The sequence below is a fragment of the Rhodoferax sp. genome, assembly GCF_025354435.1.
Classification (GTDB): Bacteria; Pseudomonadota; Gammaproteobacteria; order Burkholderiales; family Burkholderiaceae_C; genus Rhodoferax_B.
The window spans coordinates 1-14,492 of the sequence record NZ_JANXMU010000019.1; the positions used below are offsets into that span (position 1 = coordinate 1).

Genomic DNA, 14,492 nt, shown 5'->3' on the forward strand with positions numbered 1-14,492 from the left:
GGCGCAAAGTGGGCCCAAAGGCCCGCGAACCTAGCCCCAAGGGGTTAGAAAACGACTCGTTTTGGCCGGATTCGGCGCATTCTTGTTATCAGTACCCCGGAAGAGCCATTTTGAATGGCCTTGTTCAGCATTGCCTTAACCGCCGTTTACACAAAATTCGGGACACCCTCGAACGAGGTGTCGTCCAAGGCTTTGCGCAGCCCGTCGATCCAGCCCCACGTGATGGCGGCCACCACGCAGTCGTCCAACGTCACGCTGGGCTGGCCGGTGGCCTTTTTGAAGATGCGCACCCACAGCTCAGTCTCGCTGGCGTGGTTTACCCGCAGCCACGCGTGGAGCTGCTCAGGCGCCTCGAACGTGTGGTGTGCTGGTTGGCCCATGAATTGATGGCGGGTAGTGAACATTCCACGGGGGCTTCGGGCCCCAATCAGCCCAGGTGCTTGCCAAAGAACCGCAGCGCCCGGTCCCAAGCCTGCTGCGCCCACACGGGGTCGTATTGCGTGGCTGCAATGCGGCCGGGGCCGACGGCTTCTTCATTGGCGAAGGCGTGGTGGGCCAGGTAGCGGTGGAACTCGAAGCCCACGCCCGCGGCCTTCAGCTTTTCTTCCAGCGCGGCCACGGTGTCGATCTTGAAGAACTCGTCCTGCGTGGCCCAGTGGCCTTGCAGGGGGATCTTGATTTGGCTGGTGTCGATGTATTCCAGCGGCGGGCAGCCGTACCAGACGACGGCGGCATCCAGCTCAGGCGCCTGGGCGGCCAGCAGGGTGAGTGCGCCGCCCATGCAGAAGCCGGTGAGGCCCACCTTGGGTGCGCGGGCCTTCAGGAACTGCAGCGCACCGCGGATGTCCTGGCTGGCAGCATCGCCAAAGTCCAGGCCGGTCATGAGGTGGTGGGCTTCTTCCTGCGCTACGGTGGCTTTGCCGCGGTACAGGTCGGGCACCAGGGCCTGGAAACCGGCACTGGCCAGGCGGTCTGCCACGCCCTTGATCTGGTCGTTCAGGCCCCACCATTCCTGGATGACCACGATGGCCGGGGCATTGCTTGCGGCTGGCTCGGCCAGATAGCCCTGCACGCTTTTGCCATCGGGCCGTGCGAAATTCACCATGGTTCCCATCGTTGCTCCTTGTTGGTTAGGGGATGCGCAGTATTGTGGTCAGAACGCATGGCCGAGGGTGGTGTGGGGGATTGGGTGTGGGCTCGGTGGTAGGGCTTGCGCTCGCCGGGCGGCTGCCATGGCGGCGCATCGCACGGGTTTGCAAAGTGAGTTGCTATTTTTTTAATAGCTGCTAGCGTAAATATTGTCTGCGCTAGAGCCCGATTTTCTTTAAAACTGGTAGGCGGGTTGCTGAGCCGCCAATTTACAAATACGGCTCAAATTCTGAGCCGTATGGCCTGAGCACTAGGGCCGTGCACCCGCGCTCATCCAGTTAGCTTGGCCCATTCACCGCAGAGACAATACCGCCATGCCCCACGCCACGCCCCTTGCCCCACGCCACGCCCCTTGCCCCACCCCACGCGGTCGCCCGCCTGCGCACCGCCCGGCTCGCGCGCAGTGCCAAGCCTTTTTTGGCCCGGGGCGGCTCAAAGCTGGCGCGCTGCGCGGGTTGCCGCCTGGTGCCCAGTCACTGCATGTGCGCGCTGCGCCCGGTGCTGCCCCGGCATCCGGGCCAGGCCGGGGTGTGCCTGCTGATGGCCGATATCGAGCCGCTCAAACCCAGCAACACCGGTTGGCTGATTGCCGACGTGGTGGCCGATACCTGGGCCTTTGGCTGGGCCCGCACCGCGGTGGACCTGGGTTTGCTGGCCCTGCTGGCCGACCCGCAGTGGCAACCGTATGTGGTGTTCCCCGGTGAGTTTGTCGCCCCCGAGCGGGTGGTGACGGAGCTGCTGCCCGCCGATGCCGAAGCCAAGCGCCCGCTGTTTGTGCTGCTGGACGCCACCTGGCCCGAGGCGCGCAAGATGTTCCGCAAAAGCCCGTACCTTGACCGGCTGCCGGTGCTGAGCCTGCAGCCCGACCGCATCTCGCACTACAAGCTGCGCCGGTCGCGGCGCGACGACCACTTTTGCACCTCCGAGGTGGCCGCCCTGTGCCTGGAGCTGGCCAACGAGCCGCAGGCCGCGCAGGCGCTGGAGGCGTATCTGGATGTCTTCACCCACCGCTACCTGCAGGCCAAACAGCAGTTGTCTGCCGATGCGGACAACGCGGCGCACCAGCGCTTGCGCGGCCTGCGGCACGTGTGTGCCGACTAATTGCTTCGAAAATAATAGCGGATGACGTAGGTTCTGCCTATGCTAGAGGCTGTTTTTGTTTATATCGGGGGCATAGTGCCTGCAGGCATGGCTTGCAACTTGCGTAGGCGTTGTCCGGCACGATAGCGGTTACTCTCTGATACGGCTACGGGCCCCCGGCCGCTACTTTGGGGTAGCGCATCCCGGCACAGTGGGTGGTATGGCTTTGAATTTTTTGAGGCCGCAATCCATCTTCCCTCTGACTTCTGACCGGGCTCCCCATGTTCATCAAAATCGGTTTCGACATCGAGCTCGCCATCGCTTCCCCGATGGCGCTTATCCACCTGCTGCACGTGCACCCCTCGCGGCGCGGCGATCTGCTGGCACCGCAGTGTGTGGAGGTGCTGCCGGGCCTGGCGGTGGAAGAATACTTTGATGCTTTTGGCAACCTGTGCAGCCGGGTGAACGCGCCCGCAGGCGTGACGCAGGTGGGGTTCCGCAGCGAAGCCATCGTGCGCGACTCCGGCCTGCCCGATGAGGTGAACTGGGGTGCCTGGCAGCACGACCCCACGGTGCTGCCGTCGTCCACACTGATGTACCTGCTGCCCAGCCGCTACTGCGAGGTAGACAGCGAGCTGCTGCAATTCGCCTGGAACCAGTTTGGCACCACGCCGCTGGGCTGGGCGCGGGTGCAGGCGATTTGCGACTTTGTGCACAACCACATCCGCTTCGACTACATGGCCGCCCGCGCCACCCGCACCGCCGTGGAGGGCTGGCGCGAGGGCACGGGCGTGTGCCGCGACTACACCCACCTGGCCGTCACGCTGTGCCGCTGCATGAATATTCCGGCCCGCTACTGCACCGGCTACCTGGGCGACATTGGCATTCCGCCGGTGCGCTACCCGATGGATTTCAGCGCCTGGTTCGAGGTGTTTCTGGGCGACCGCTGGTACACCTTTGACGCGCGCCACAACACGCCGCGCATCGGCCGCGTGGTGATGGCCCGGGGCCGCGACGCGGGCGACGTGCCGATCACCATGGCTTTTGGGCAAAACACGCTGCAAAAGTTCAACGTGACAACCTACGAGGTGGATGCCTACGGCAATGCCATCTTCACGGTTTAAACCAAGCGCACAATGCGGCCCTCAACCGGGGGTAACGATGCAGCGCAGACTTTTTTTGAGTGCTACGGGCCGCTGGCTGCTTCTCGGCACATCCATGTTGGCACTAGCTGCCCAGGCCCAGCCCGGCTACACCATCTCTGCCGCGCAGTTGCAGCAGGCCGCGGCCCAGCGCTTCCCCTTGCGCTACCCGGTGCAGGGCTTGATGGACCTGGACGTGCAGGCTCCGCGCCTGCGCCTGCTGCCCGCACAAAACCGACTGGCCGCCGAGATGGCCGTCAAAGCCGCAGGCCCAGCCCTGCGGCGCAGCCACAGCGGCAATGTCACGGTGGACTTTGCCCTGCGTTACGAACCCAGCGACCGCACGGTGCGCGCTGTCCAGTTGCACTTCCAAAACCTGCAATTCCCCAGCCTGCAGCCCGCCGTGGTGGAGTTGCTGAATACCTACGGCCCGGCCCTGGCCGAACAGGCTTTGCAAGAAGTGGTGCTGCACCAACTCAGCCCCCAAGACCTGGCTCTGCCCGATACCATGGGCCTGCAGCCGGGTAGCATCACCGTGACGGACAAGGGGCTGGTGGTCGGGTTTGTGAATAAGCCGCTGTAAGCGGGCTACCCGTCCAAACCCCTAGGCCCTGCGCCCGAAGTCGCTGTTATCCAGCCGACCAAGGTGTTTGTTGGTTGAATTTAATGAATAGGGTGTGGTAATGATGGGTCTCAATAGATTTCAAAAGCTGTATATTTTTTTATTTGTAGTTTTAAGCAAGGCGCGGCACTTTATCTATCGGGTGTTCGATGCCGCTATTTTTTGGGTTTTGGCCCGTTATTTTCTTTTGGTATATAGCAACCAGATAAAGTTTTTCAGCTTTCGGTGGCTACGCTCGGACCAATCGGAACGTTGGAGTAAAAATAAAACGGCGGACCACCGACTGACGATTGTGGTCGTCACCTACAAATAGTCCAAACCCTTAGAGTGTTTGCTGGGCAGTTTGCGCTGCCAGACATTGCAGAATTTTGATGTCATCGTCATACACGACGGGGCGGACGAGGACACCCAGCGTGTCGTGGACAGATACAGTGCCGAGGAACCCGGAAAATACCGGTATATCGAAACCGAGACACGGTATAACGACTACGGTCATACCCTGCGCGATATGGGTATTGGGCAGGCTAAGGGGGAGTTTGTTCTTATCACCAATGGCGATAATTACTATGCCCCCCGGTGTGTTGAGTTTGTTTTTGAGGCTATTGACGCCCAAAAACTGGATTTGGTGATGTGGGACATCGTGCACAGCCATACGTGTCCAGGCGACGTGCGGCAGCCGTCTTATTGCAGTTTTCCTATTTACCCCCTACGGCAGTACATTGATATCGGGGCATTCTTGGTGAAAACCGCTATCGCCCAGCAGGTGGGATTTCGTGGCACCGAACTTGACGCAGATGCCCTGTATATGGAACACATCATTGCGCGGCCCGGTGCGGCATTGCGGATGGGCAAGATTTACAAAATATTGATGGTGCACAACTAGCAGTGGTGTATCTGCCGTGATGCGGCCACCACCAGCAGACTTGGTTAGGGTCTCTGGCCAAGATTGATGACGTGCATGCATCCAGTGCGCGCAGAGGCGCTCCAAGCGGTGGATAGCGGTTACTTCTTCATGGCATCGGCGGCCATGTCGTCCTTTTTCATCATCGCGTCGTCTTTCTTCATCATGGTGTCCTTCTTGACCATGGCGTGCTTTTTCATGGTGTGTTTTTTGACCATGGTGTCTTTAGCCATGCCGCTTTTTTTCATCATTTCGTCTTTCTTCATCATGCCGTCTTCGGCCATGGCACCGGCAGTGGCAGCCAGCATGCAGACGGTGATCAGGGTTGCGGTGAACTTATGCATGGTGTTTCCTAGAGGTTGTGGGTTGTATTCCAAGCGCTGCCACAGTGTGGCCACTGCTTGTAAGCTTTGGTCGGCTAGGCCGTAAAAACCTTACATGCGGGGCGATTTATTTTTGCAGCGCTCAGGTGCGCAGAACACTGCTGTAAGGTTTGGGGCCGTGGGCCGACCAATCTACCTCAGCCCACCCAAGGACACACACCATGACACGCACCCCTAGCTCTTCCACTCCCCGCTTCTCCATGAACAAAATGAACCTGCTGCTGATGGCGGGTGCCGTGGTGGTCGCGGCGCTGTACTGGAGCCCGAACGCGGTGGCCGAAAAGGCGGTGCCTATTCCGGCCCCGTCGGCACAGGCCCTGGCGGGTGTCGTGCCTGGCACGCAGGCCAGCGAGACCGTGGTGTTTGCCGGGGGCTGCTTCTGGGGCATCCAGGCCGTGTTCCAGCACACCAACGGTGTGCTGGAGGCGGTGTCGGGCTACGCCGGGGGCAAAAAGGGCGATGCCGATTACGAAACCGTCAGCGGTGGCGGCACCGGCCATGCCGAGGCAGTGCAGGTGCGCTTTGACCCGAAGGTCGTGAGCTACGCGCAACTGCTGCAAATCTACTTCTCGGTGGCCCACGACCCGACCCAGCTGAACCGCCAGTACCCCGACGTGGGCACGCAGTACCGGTCGGCCGTGTTCACCACCACGCCGGGCCAAAAGCAGGTAACTGAGCGCTACATCGCCGAGCTGAACGCGGCCAAGGTATTCCCGGCCAAGATCGTCACCCAGCTCGGTGCCCTCACGGCCTTTTACCCCGCCGAGAAGTACCACCAAAACTACGCCACCCTGCACCCTGACGCGCAGTACATAGCCCAGTTTGACCTGCCCAAGATCGCCAACCTCAAGGCCATGATGCCCAAGGTGTACCGCGAGCAGCCGGTGTTGGTGGCGAACTAAGTACGCCGACGGTCAGCCGGTTGTACGCCGGGCTTTGGCCGGTGCCAGCTCGTGCGGCTGCAACACAAACTGCGGATTGCCCACCAGCCGCTCCACCGCCAGATCAATAAACGCGCGCACCCGCGCCGGTTGGGCGCTGTGGCTGCCGTAGTACACGTGCAGACCCTGATGGTCGGCCACATGGGCGGTGAGCAAGGGCACCAGCCGCCCGGTGCGCACCAGCGGTGCGGCCGTGACGCCGACCAGCTGGCCAATCGCCTGGCCGGCCAGCACCGCGCGGGCTTCCAGCTCCACATCGTTGGTGAGTAGCGCCGACGCGATGTGGCGGGCCACGATCTCTTCCCCCACCTTGAACTCCCAGGGCATGGCTTTGCCAGTGCTGGCGTGTCTAAAGCCGCTGCAGCGGTGCTGGGCCAGCGCGTCTATCGTGGTCGGAGCGCCATGCTCGGCGATGTAGGCGGGCGCCGCGCAGACCACCAGCTGCAAGGGCATGAGCCGGCGCGAAATGATGCCGCCTTCGGGCGGCGGGCCGGCGCGGAAGCCCACATCGACCCGGTCTTCCACCCAGTTGCTGATGCGGTCGTCCATCTGCACATTGGGCTCGATCTGCGGATAGCGGCGGCAGTATTCCTCCAGCACCGGCCACAGCACCTCCAGCATGATGGAGCGCGGCGCCACGATGCGCAGCGGCCCGGCGATCTCTTCGCGGCCATGGCGTGCACCGTGCAGTGCGCGCTGCAGGGTCGACAGGCCGGGCTGGGCAGCCTGCAGAAATTGTGCGCCCTCTTCGGTCAGGCTGAGGCTGCGGGTGGTGCGGTGGAACAGGCGTATGCCCAGGTGCTGCTCCAGCTGCACCAGCGCCTGGCTGGCGGCCTGCGGGCTGATGCCTTGCGCCGTGGCGGCCTGGCGCAGGCTGCCCAGCTCGGCAGCTTTGACGAAGGTGGCAATAGCGCGCAATTCGTTGATGGCCATGGGTTTTATGGGGGCGGATTGTCAAGAATTTCGTGATTATGAAGCCAGTGATTGCTGGCTATTCGGATGCGGGTGCAAAAACTACATTGCCCTACCGCAACATTTTCAGGACTTCAACATGACCTCCACCTCTTCCTTCCCCCGCATCTGGATGATCACCGGCGCATCGCGCGGCCTTGGTGCGCGGATTGCCGAAGCCGCCCTGGCCCAGGGCGACGCTGTGGTCGCCACGGCCCGCGATGCCGCTGCCGTGCAGCAGCGCTTTGGCCACAGCGAAGCCCTGCTGGCCTTGGGCATGGATGTGACCGACGAGGCCCAGACCGCACGCGCCGTAGAGGCCGCGCTGGCCCGCTTTGGCCGTATCGACGTGCTGGTCAACAATGCCGGCTACGGCCTGCTCGGCGCGGTAGAGGAAGCCACGGCCGACGAGGTACGCCGCCTGTTTGAGACCAATGTGTTCGGCCTGCTGAACGTGGCACGTGCCGTGCTGCCGGTTATGCGCGAGCGCCGTGCCGGCCATGTGATCAACATCTCGTCGCTGGGCGGCTACCAGTCGGGCCCGGGCTTTGGCGTCTACTGCGCAAGCAAGTTCGCAGTGGAAGGTCTGACCGAAGCCCTGCATGGCGAGCTGGCGCCACTGGGCATCCACGCCACGGTGGTCGAGCCCGGCTACTTCCGCACCGAGTTCCTGGAAAGCGCTTCGCTGTCGGTCTCGCCGCGCATCCTGGACGACTACGCCACCACTGCCGGCGCAGTGCGCCAGGCCGCCAAGCAGATCAGCCTGAACCAGCCGGGCGACCCCGTGCGGCTGGCCCAGGCCGTGATGCAACTGGTGGCCAGCCCCACACCGCCGCTGCGCCTGCCGCTGGGCAGCGACACGCTGCAGGTGATTGCCGACAAACATGCGTTCGTCGAGCGCGAAACCATGCAGTGGCAGGCCTTGGCGGCCTCCACCGATTTCCCCTGGTAAAGCCAAGCAGCCGCCGGTTTGCTCTTAAATTAAGAGCATTTGGCGTATGCTCTGTATGCGCAAGAAGCCTTTTTGTGTGTGAAATGCAGGCAAGCCGGCTTGCGGTCAAAATGCCCCACGCACTCCGTCCACTCCCCAAGGAATCTCCATGACCGGTATCGCCAGCCACCCCATCGCCCAGAAATGGCCCGCCCAGCACCCCGAGCGCCTGCAGCTCTACTCCCTGCCCACGCCCAACGGCGTGAAGGTGTCCATCCTGCTGGAAGAAATTGGCCTGCCGTATGAGCCGCACCTGGTCAGCTTTGAGACCAACGACCAGCTATCGCCCGCGTTCCTGGCACTGAACCCCAACAACAAGATCCCGGCCATCCTGGACCCGAACGGCCCCGGCGGCCAGCCACTGGCGCTGTTTGAGTCCGGCGCGATCCTGCTCTATCTGGCGGAAAAAACCGGCCAGTGCATTCCGCAAGACGCGGCGGGTCGCTACGAGTGCATCCAGTGGGTAATGTTCCAGATGGGCGGCATCGGCCCGATGTTTGGGCAACTGGGCTTCTTCCATAAGTTTGCGGGCAAGGACATCGAAGACAAACGCCCGCGTGACCGCTATGTGGCCGAGTCCAAGCGCCTGCTGGGTGTGCTGAACCAGCGTCTGCAGGGGCGGGCTTGGGTGATGGGTGATGCCTACAGCATTGCCGACATCGCTATCTTCCCGTGGGTGCGCAACCTGATCGGCTTTTACGGCGCGGGGGATCTGGTGGGTTTTGCGGACTTCCCCGAGGTGGCGCGGGTGCTGGCGGCCTTTGTGGAGCGGCCTGCGGTAGTCAAGGGGCTGGCGATTCCGGCCCGCGGCTAATTTAAAACGCTCAGGGCCAGGCATAGGTCCGCCCAGGCTTTAGCTTTCTCCGGGCGGTTGCGCAGCAGGGTGGCGGGGTGGTAGCTGACCACCACTGGCACGCCGTGGTAGCGGTGCACGCGGCCGCGCATCTGGCCCAGCGGAGTGCTGTCTTGCAACAGCAATTGGGCCGCAAACGGGCCCAGCGCCAAGATCACCTTGGGCTGTAGCAGGGCCACGGCACGGCGCAGGTGCGGTGCGCTGTCGGCAATCGGATCGGCGCTGTCAGTCAAACGCAGTTTTTGCACGCTGGTGATGCAGGCAGAGGGTGCGCCGTCTTTGTGCGCCGGGGTGATGCCCACCGCGTGCAGCATATTGCCCAGCAACTGGGCTTCGGGCACGCCAAAGGGGCGGGCCGGGTCGTCGGCAATGCCCAGTGTCTCGCCTAGCACCAGCCAGTCGACCGGGCCACCGGCGGCGGCGTTCAGCCACACGCTGGCCTGGGCAGCGGGCCAGTCTAGCGTGGCGGTGTTTTCAGTATTTTTTAAGGCTCTGGCGCTTGGTGTGTCTGCACTAGTAGCTATCAATTCGGGAGTTTTTGCCAACACCTGGGCAATGCTTTGCGGGGCGGATTTTTGCGGCGCGGGCGCAGCCACGACCACCGCTTCAGGCTGCGCTTGAGGCCACCACACGGGGCTGTGCATTTCGGCCAGCATGGCGCGCTGGCGGGTATCCAGGTCCAGGCTCATAGGGGCATGCTCATAACGATGGCGTGTTCGCGCTGGCCGGGGCCGTTGGGGTAGTAGTCTTTGCGCATGCCGACGCGGTTGAAGCCGTAGCGGGTGTACACGTGCAGCGCCCGGGTGTTGCCCACGCGGGCTTCTAGCCACAGCCACTGGGCTTTTTGGCCGCGCGACCACAGGGCCAGCGCGTCCAGCATCAGGTGCGACCAGCCCTGGCCCTGGTAGGCGGGGTCGACGGTGATGTTGAGCAGGTGCACCTCGTCCACGCCCTGCATGGCCACAAAGTAGCCCAGCACGGTGTCGTCGGCCAGCAGAATCTGCGCCTGGTAGCCCGCGGCCAGTGCGTCAAGGAAGTTGGTGCGCGACCAGGGGTGGGCGTAGGCCGCCAGCTCGACCGGCATCATCGCATCCAGCCAGTCCGGGGTGAGCGTCTCGAAGCGCACCTCGGACGCATCGGGCGGGGCCAGCAGGGCGCTCATGGCCGCAGTGCGGCGGCCAGTGCCGCTTTTTCAGCCATGCGCTCGTCGGTGGTTTTGGCTACTTTGTCGCGGATGTAGCGCGGCAGGGCCTGGTCGGCGGGCACGGCCCCACCGGCGGCCAGCAAGGCCGGGGCCAGGCGCAGCATGGCTGTGGCGGTGGGCAGGGCGATGACGCGGATGCCGTCAGAGGCCGGAATGCGGTCCAAGTACACGGTGAATGGATTGCCCGCCTGCGCCCAGCCCGCCTTGTGTTGCAGATGCTCGGGCCGCAGCAGCTGGAAATCGTCGCGCTGCGCCCACTGGCCATTGTGGTAGCTATAAAAGCCGGTGTAGACCTCGTCCATGCGCGCGTCCAGCAGGGCTTGCACGCTTTGCACGCCGTGTTGGTGGCGGGCCTCTTCAGCCACGGCCATCAAGGTGTCGATGGGCAGCACCGGCAGGTTTGCCCCGAACGCCAGACCTTGCGCCACCGAACACGCGGTACGCAGCCCGGTGAAAGAGCCGGGGCCGCTGCCAAAGGCGATGGCTTCCAGCTGGTCCAGCCGCAGTCCGGCCTGCGCCAGCAGCGCCAGGATCGCCGGAATCAGCGTGCTGGATGCCTGCGCCCCGCCCGGCCCGGCGTGCTGCCACACCTGCGCGCCATCGGTGGCGGCGATGGACAGGGTGTCGGTGCTGGTGTCGAAGGCAAGAAGATTCATAGGGGCAATTTACACAAGAAAAGAGCAGTTAGCGCATGATTATCTTGCGCAATCAGCTATTATTTCTATAGCTGACAACCTATGACACATTCCACACACTCCCCCCGATTTTGGCGCAGCCTGGGCGCTGTTGCTTTGTGGGCCCTGTCCACCGTAGCCACCGTGGCCTTGGCCCAGCGCCTGCCGCCCGACATTGCCAACGCCCTGGCCCGGGCCAAGGTGCCACAAGATGCTGTGAGCCTGTATGTGGCGCGGGCCGACGGCCTGGGCCTGCCGCGCCTGAGCCACCGGGCCAGCGCGCTGGTAAACCCGGCCTCGGTCATGAAGCTGGTCACCACCTTTGCCGCGTTGGACACGCTGGGGGCCGACTACACCTGGAAAACCCGCTTCTACGCCGATGGCCCGCTCAAGGATGGCGTGCTGCTGGGTAACTTGTACATCCAGGGCGGCGGCGACCCCAAGCTGGTGCTGGAGCGCATTGCCGCCACCTTTGCCGCGCTGCAAACCCGGGGCGTGCAAAAAGTGCGTGGCGACATCGTGCTGGACCACCATATTTTTGACCCCGTAACCCGCGACCCGGCCGAATTCGACGGCCAGGCGCTCAGCCCCTACAACAGCGCACCCGACGGCCTGCTGGTCAACTTCAAGTCGCTGATCTTCACCTTCACCCCTGAACCCGACAGCGGCATCGTCCGCATCCGCAGTGAGCCACCGATTGCCGATGTGCAGATCGACGCGCAGGTGCCACTCAGCACCAAAAGCTGCAACGACTGGCGCGGCGAGCTACAGGCCGACTTTGCCGACCCGAACCGGGTGCAGTTTGGCGGCAGTTACCCGGTCAAATGCGGCGAACGCGTCTGGCCCGTGGCCTACACCGACCCCGCCAGTTACGCCCGCCGCGTGCTGCAGGCCATGTACCTGGGCCTGGGCGGCACGCTGACCGGCGTGATGCGCGACGGCCGCACGCCCAGCGATGCCACCTGGCTGATGGACGCACCCTCGCAGCCGCTGGGCGAGCTGATTGCCGATGTCAATAAGTTCAGCAACAACATGATGGCGCAGCAGATGTTTTTGACGCTGGGCCTGCAAGCCAGCCGCCCTGGCACATTTGCCGCCTCCCGCGCCGCCGTGGCCGCTTGGTGGCCCCAGGCCATTGGCCGCGACGTGCCCGTGCCCACGCTGGAAAACGGCTCTGGCCTGAGCCGCGACGAGCGTACCAGTGCCCGCGCCCTGGGCCAGTTGCTGCGCAGCGCCGCCGCCCACCCCCAAGCCGCAGTGTTTGCCAACTCGTTGTCCATCGCCGGGGTGGACGGCACCGGCCAGCGTATGCGCGAACGTGGCCTGGCGCCCGAATCCATGGGCAATGCCCAGCTCAAAACCGGCACGCTGCGCGATGTGGCCTCGGTGGCGGGCTATGCCACCGGGCGCAGCGGCCAGCGTTACGTGGTGGTGGGCATCGTCAACCACCCACTGGCACCGGCCGCCCGCCCGGCGCTGGATGCGCTGGTGGAATGGGCGGTAAAGGAGCAGTAAACCTAACTTTTAGCGGAGCCACCTAGTAGTTACCCTTTGTGAATTTTGGATGCTCCCGCGTAACATTTGGGTTACAAACGAACGACCGTTCTTTTTTATTACAGGAGTGAGCGATGTATTGGATTCCCACAAAAATGTCCCTGCTGGTGGCTTCGGTGTCAGCCACGTTGGTCTTGTCGGCCTGCGGTGGCGGCGGTAGCGACACCACGCCCAAAGTGACGTACACCTCAATGGTGTCGTTCGGCGACAGCCTGAGCGATGTGGGCACCTACAAGGTGGGCACCATTGCCGCTGTGGGTGGCGGCCGGTTTACCGTCAACGGCACCACCACCGGCCCGGTCAACTGGACCGAGCTGCTGGCGGGTCAGGTGAGTTTGCCTGCGCCTTGCCCGGCACAAACGGGTCTGTTGTCCAACATCCCCCAGATTCCCCTGGTGGCCGTATCGCCTAACGCCAACTGCACCAACTACGCCCAAGGCAGCTCGCGCGTGACCTCACCGGTAGGCCCCAATAGCTACGCCTTGCAAGTCGCCGCCGGCCAAACCAATATCGGGCTGATGGCGGTTCCGCTGGTGACCCAGTTCTCCACCCATTTGGCCGCGCACGGCAACTACACCGGCACCGAGCTGGTCACAGTGATGGCCGGTGCCAATGATGTGTTCATGCATATCAATGCCGTGTCGTCTGCTGCTGCGGGCGGGGCGGGAGCCGTTGGTGCCGCCAGGCTGGCGGGCTGGACGACTGCCGAACAAAACGCGGTCGCCGCTGGTGGAGCCGCAGCCGTGAACGCTGCAGCCACCGCCGCCGTGACCCACGCGGCCCAGGACGCATTGGAGCTGGCAGGCTACATCCAGGCATCGGTGATCGGCAAAGGCGCCAAACATGTGGTGGTGGTTAACGTTCCGAGCATCGAGAACACGCCTTTCGGCCAAGGCTCTGGCGCCCAGGCCCTGCTTAACCGCATGGTCACCACGTTCAACAGCACCCTGAAAACCGCGCTGTCGGGCACCTCGGGTCTGTTGCTGGTGGATGCCTACACCCAGAGTGTAGACCAGTACAACAACCCGGCACAGTACGGCATTACCAATGTCACCGTGCCCGCTTGCAGTACCGTCGCCGCCAGTGCCACCAACCCGGCGGGCAACATTCTGGGGGGCTCGTCGCTGGCCTGCACCGTCAACAACACCCTCAGCGGTGTGGATGTCAGCACCTATTTCTACGCCGATACCGTGCACCCCACACCGGCAGGCTACAAGCTGCTAGACCGCTACGTCGCCGAGCAAATGGCCAAAGTTGGCTGGCTCTAATTAGTGGTTTAAGCCCTTTAAGGACACACGATGAAACTCAACACCATTGGCATGGCCTGTGTATTTTTGCTGGCCGCAGGTACCGCACAAGCGCAAACCGCAGGCACCTGGATGCTGCGCGGCGGCGTGATGAACATCACGCCCAAGGTCGATAGCGGCAACCTCACGACCTCCAGCCTACCGGGCACGCAGATCGACTCCGACGGCGACACCCGGCTGGCGGGCGGCATCACTTACATGTTGACCAACAACTGGTCTCTGGATGTTCCTTTGGCCTTGCCGTTCAAGCACAACCTGACCGGGGCCGGCGCCATCCAGGGGGTCGGCAAAATTGGCGAAACCAAGTCGCTGCCCATGTCGCTGTTTGGCCAGTACCGTTTTGGCGAAGCCAATGCCCAGTTTCGCCCTTACCTGGGCGCGGGCCTGACCTATGCCAAGTTCTACAAAGAGCGCGGCACCGCCACCTTGACGGCCATCGCCGGCGGCACCTCCAGCGACCCAACCACGCTGAAGCTGGATTCCAAGCTGGCCATGTCCATCCAGGCGGGCGCGACAGTGGCCCTGAACGACCGTTGGTTCGTCGAAGGCACCGTGGTCAAGACCTTCCTCAAAACCCGAGGCACACTCTCCACCGGCCAGACCATCGACGTCACGCTCAACCCCCTGACCTTGGCAGTAAGTGTGGGCTACCGCTTCTAAGCCACCTACGCGCCCAACAAAAAACCGACCCAAGGGTCGGTTTTTTTATTCCAGAGATACCGTGGAGCTGGCTTTGCCAG

17 protein-coding genes are annotated in these 14,492 nt (G+C 63.2%); 10 read left to right on the top strand and 7 right to left on the bottom strand.

The features are described from left to right. Positions 1-146: 146 nt before the first annotated feature. A complete protein-coding gene (locus Q0T48_RS04510; RefSeq protein WP_295953027.1) occupies positions 147-404 on the bottom strand; it encodes a hypothetical protein in 258 nt (85 codons plus the stop codon). A gap of 23 nt (positions 405-427) precedes the next feature. Beyond that, the gene (locus Q0T48_RS04515; protein ID WP_295953318.1) at positions 428-1,105 is read right to left on the bottom strand and encodes a dienelactone hydrolase family protein; all 678 of its coding nucleotides are present in this window, start codon (positions 1,103-1,105) and stop codon (positions 428-430) included. A 377-nt stretch (positions 1,106-1,482) separates the two neighbouring features. Here Q0T48_RS04515 and Q0T48_RS04520 point away from each other — a divergent pair, with 377 nt between their 5' ends. The 4 genes from Q0T48_RS04520 to Q0T48_RS04535 all read left to right on the top strand — a co-directional run bounded on the left by Q0T48_RS04520 (position 1,483) and on the right by Q0T48_RS04535 (position 4,876). Continuing rightward, positions 1,483-2,250 carry a tRNA-uridine aminocarboxypropyltransferase gene (locus tag Q0T48_RS04520; RefSeq protein ID WP_295953030.1) on the top strand — a complete coding sequence of 256 codons (768 nt, stop codon included), beginning with the start codon at positions 1,483-1,485 and terminating at the stop codon, positions 2,248-2,250. Between the two features lie 260 nt (positions 2,251-2,510). After that, positions 2,511-3,353, top strand: a complete 843-nt coding sequence (locus Q0T48_RS04525) for a transglutaminase family protein (protein WP_295953032.1) — start codon at positions 2,511-2,513, stop codon at positions 3,351-3,353. Between the two features lie 94 nt (positions 3,354-3,447). Then, positions 3,448-3,954, top strand: coding sequence for a DUF1439 domain-containing protein (locus tag Q0T48_RS04530; RefSeq protein WP_295953034.1), 507 nt, complete (start codon positions 3,448-3,450; stop codon positions 3,952-3,954). A 370-nt stretch (positions 3,955-4,324) separates the two neighbouring features. Further along, complete coding sequence (locus Q0T48_RS04535) at positions 4,325-4,876, top strand: glycosyltransferase family A protein (RefSeq protein ID WP_295953035.1); 552 nt, start codon at positions 4,325-4,327, stop codon at positions 4,874-4,876. 119 nt (positions 4,877-4,995) lie between these two features. On the opposite strand, the gene Q0T48_RS04540 is transcribed toward Q0T48_RS04535, so the two are convergent. Then, a complete protein-coding gene (locus Q0T48_RS04540; RefSeq protein WP_295953037.1) occupies positions 4,996-5,238 on the bottom strand; it encodes a hypothetical protein in 243 nt (80 codons plus the stop codon). Between the two features lie 263 nt (positions 5,239-5,501). Between Q0T48_RS04540 and msrA the strand changes: the two genes are divergently transcribed. Next, on the top strand, positions 5,502-6,179 hold the full coding sequence (gene msrA, locus Q0T48_RS04545; protein WP_295953320.1) for a peptide-methionine (S)-S-oxide reductase MsrA: 678 nt from the start codon (positions 5,502-5,504) through the stop codon (positions 6,177-6,179). Between the two features lie 12 nt (positions 6,180-6,191). Here the strand turns inward: msrA and Q0T48_RS04550 are convergent, their stop codons facing one another. Further along, a complete protein-coding gene (locus Q0T48_RS04550; RefSeq protein WP_295953039.1) occupies positions 6,192-7,151 on the bottom strand; it encodes a LysR family transcriptional regulator in 960 nt (319 codons plus the stop codon). 118 nt (positions 7,152-7,269) lie between these two features. Here Q0T48_RS04550 and Q0T48_RS04555 point away from each other — a divergent pair, with 118 nt between their 5' ends. Then, a complete protein-coding gene (locus tag Q0T48_RS04555) occupies positions 7,270-8,121 on the top strand; it encodes an oxidoreductase (RefSeq protein ID WP_295953041.1) in 852 nt (283 codons plus the stop codon). Positions 8,122-8,269: 148 nt separating this feature from the next. After that, positions 8,270-8,974: a glutathione S-transferase N-terminal domain-containing protein gene (locus Q0T48_RS04560; RefSeq protein ID WP_295953043.1), complete on the top strand. Its 705-nt coding sequence runs from the start codon at positions 8,270-8,272 to the stop codon at positions 8,972-8,974. Here Q0T48_RS04560 and Q0T48_RS04565 read toward each other — a convergent pair. Genes Q0T48_RS04565 through tsaB form a run of 3 tightly spaced genes read right to left on the bottom strand, consistent with a single transcriptional unit; the run spans position 8,971 to position 10,873 of the window. Then, positions 8,971-9,702, bottom strand: coding sequence for a uracil-DNA glycosylase (locus tag Q0T48_RS04565; protein ID WP_366887929.1), 732 nt, complete (start codon positions 9,700-9,702; stop codon positions 8,971-8,973). The genes Q0T48_RS04560 and Q0T48_RS04565 overlap by 4 nt on opposite strands. Next, a complete protein-coding gene (rimI, locus tag Q0T48_RS04570) occupies positions 9,699-10,175 on the bottom strand; it encodes a ribosomal protein S18-alanine N-acetyltransferase (protein ID WP_295953044.1) in 477 nt (158 codons plus the stop codon). Before rimI ends, Q0T48_RS04565 begins: the two co-directional genes overlap by 4 nt. Then, a complete protein-coding gene (gene tsaB / locus Q0T48_RS04575; protein ID WP_295953048.1) occupies positions 10,172-10,873 on the bottom strand; it encodes a tRNA (adenosine(37)-N6)-threonylcarbamoyltransferase complex dimerization subunit type 1 TsaB in 702 nt (233 codons plus the stop codon). Before tsaB ends, rimI begins: the two co-directional genes overlap by 4 nt. A gap of 81 nt (positions 10,874-10,954) precedes the next feature. On the opposite strand from tsaB, the gene dacB reads away from it, so the two are divergent. The 3 genes from dacB (at position 10,955) to Q0T48_RS04590 (ending at position 14,412) form a co-directional block, all read left to right on the top strand. Beyond that, positions 10,955-12,406: a D-alanyl-D-alanine carboxypeptidase/D-alanyl-D-alanine-endopeptidase gene (gene dacB, locus Q0T48_RS04580; RefSeq protein ID WP_295953051.1), complete on the top strand. Its 1,452-nt coding sequence runs from the start codon at positions 10,955-10,957 to the stop codon at positions 12,404-12,406. Between the two features lie 113 nt (positions 12,407-12,519). Then, complete coding sequence (locus Q0T48_RS04585) at positions 12,520-13,713, top strand: SGNH/GDSL hydrolase family protein (protein WP_295953053.1); 1,194 nt, start codon at positions 12,520-12,522, stop codon at positions 13,711-13,713. Between the two features lie 30 nt (positions 13,714-13,743). Then, on the top strand, positions 13,744-14,412 hold the full coding sequence (locus Q0T48_RS04590) for an OmpW family outer membrane protein (protein WP_295953056.1): 669 nt from the start codon (positions 13,744-13,746) through the stop codon (positions 14,410-14,412). The last annotated feature ends 80 nt before the right edge of the window (positions 14,413-14,492 follow it).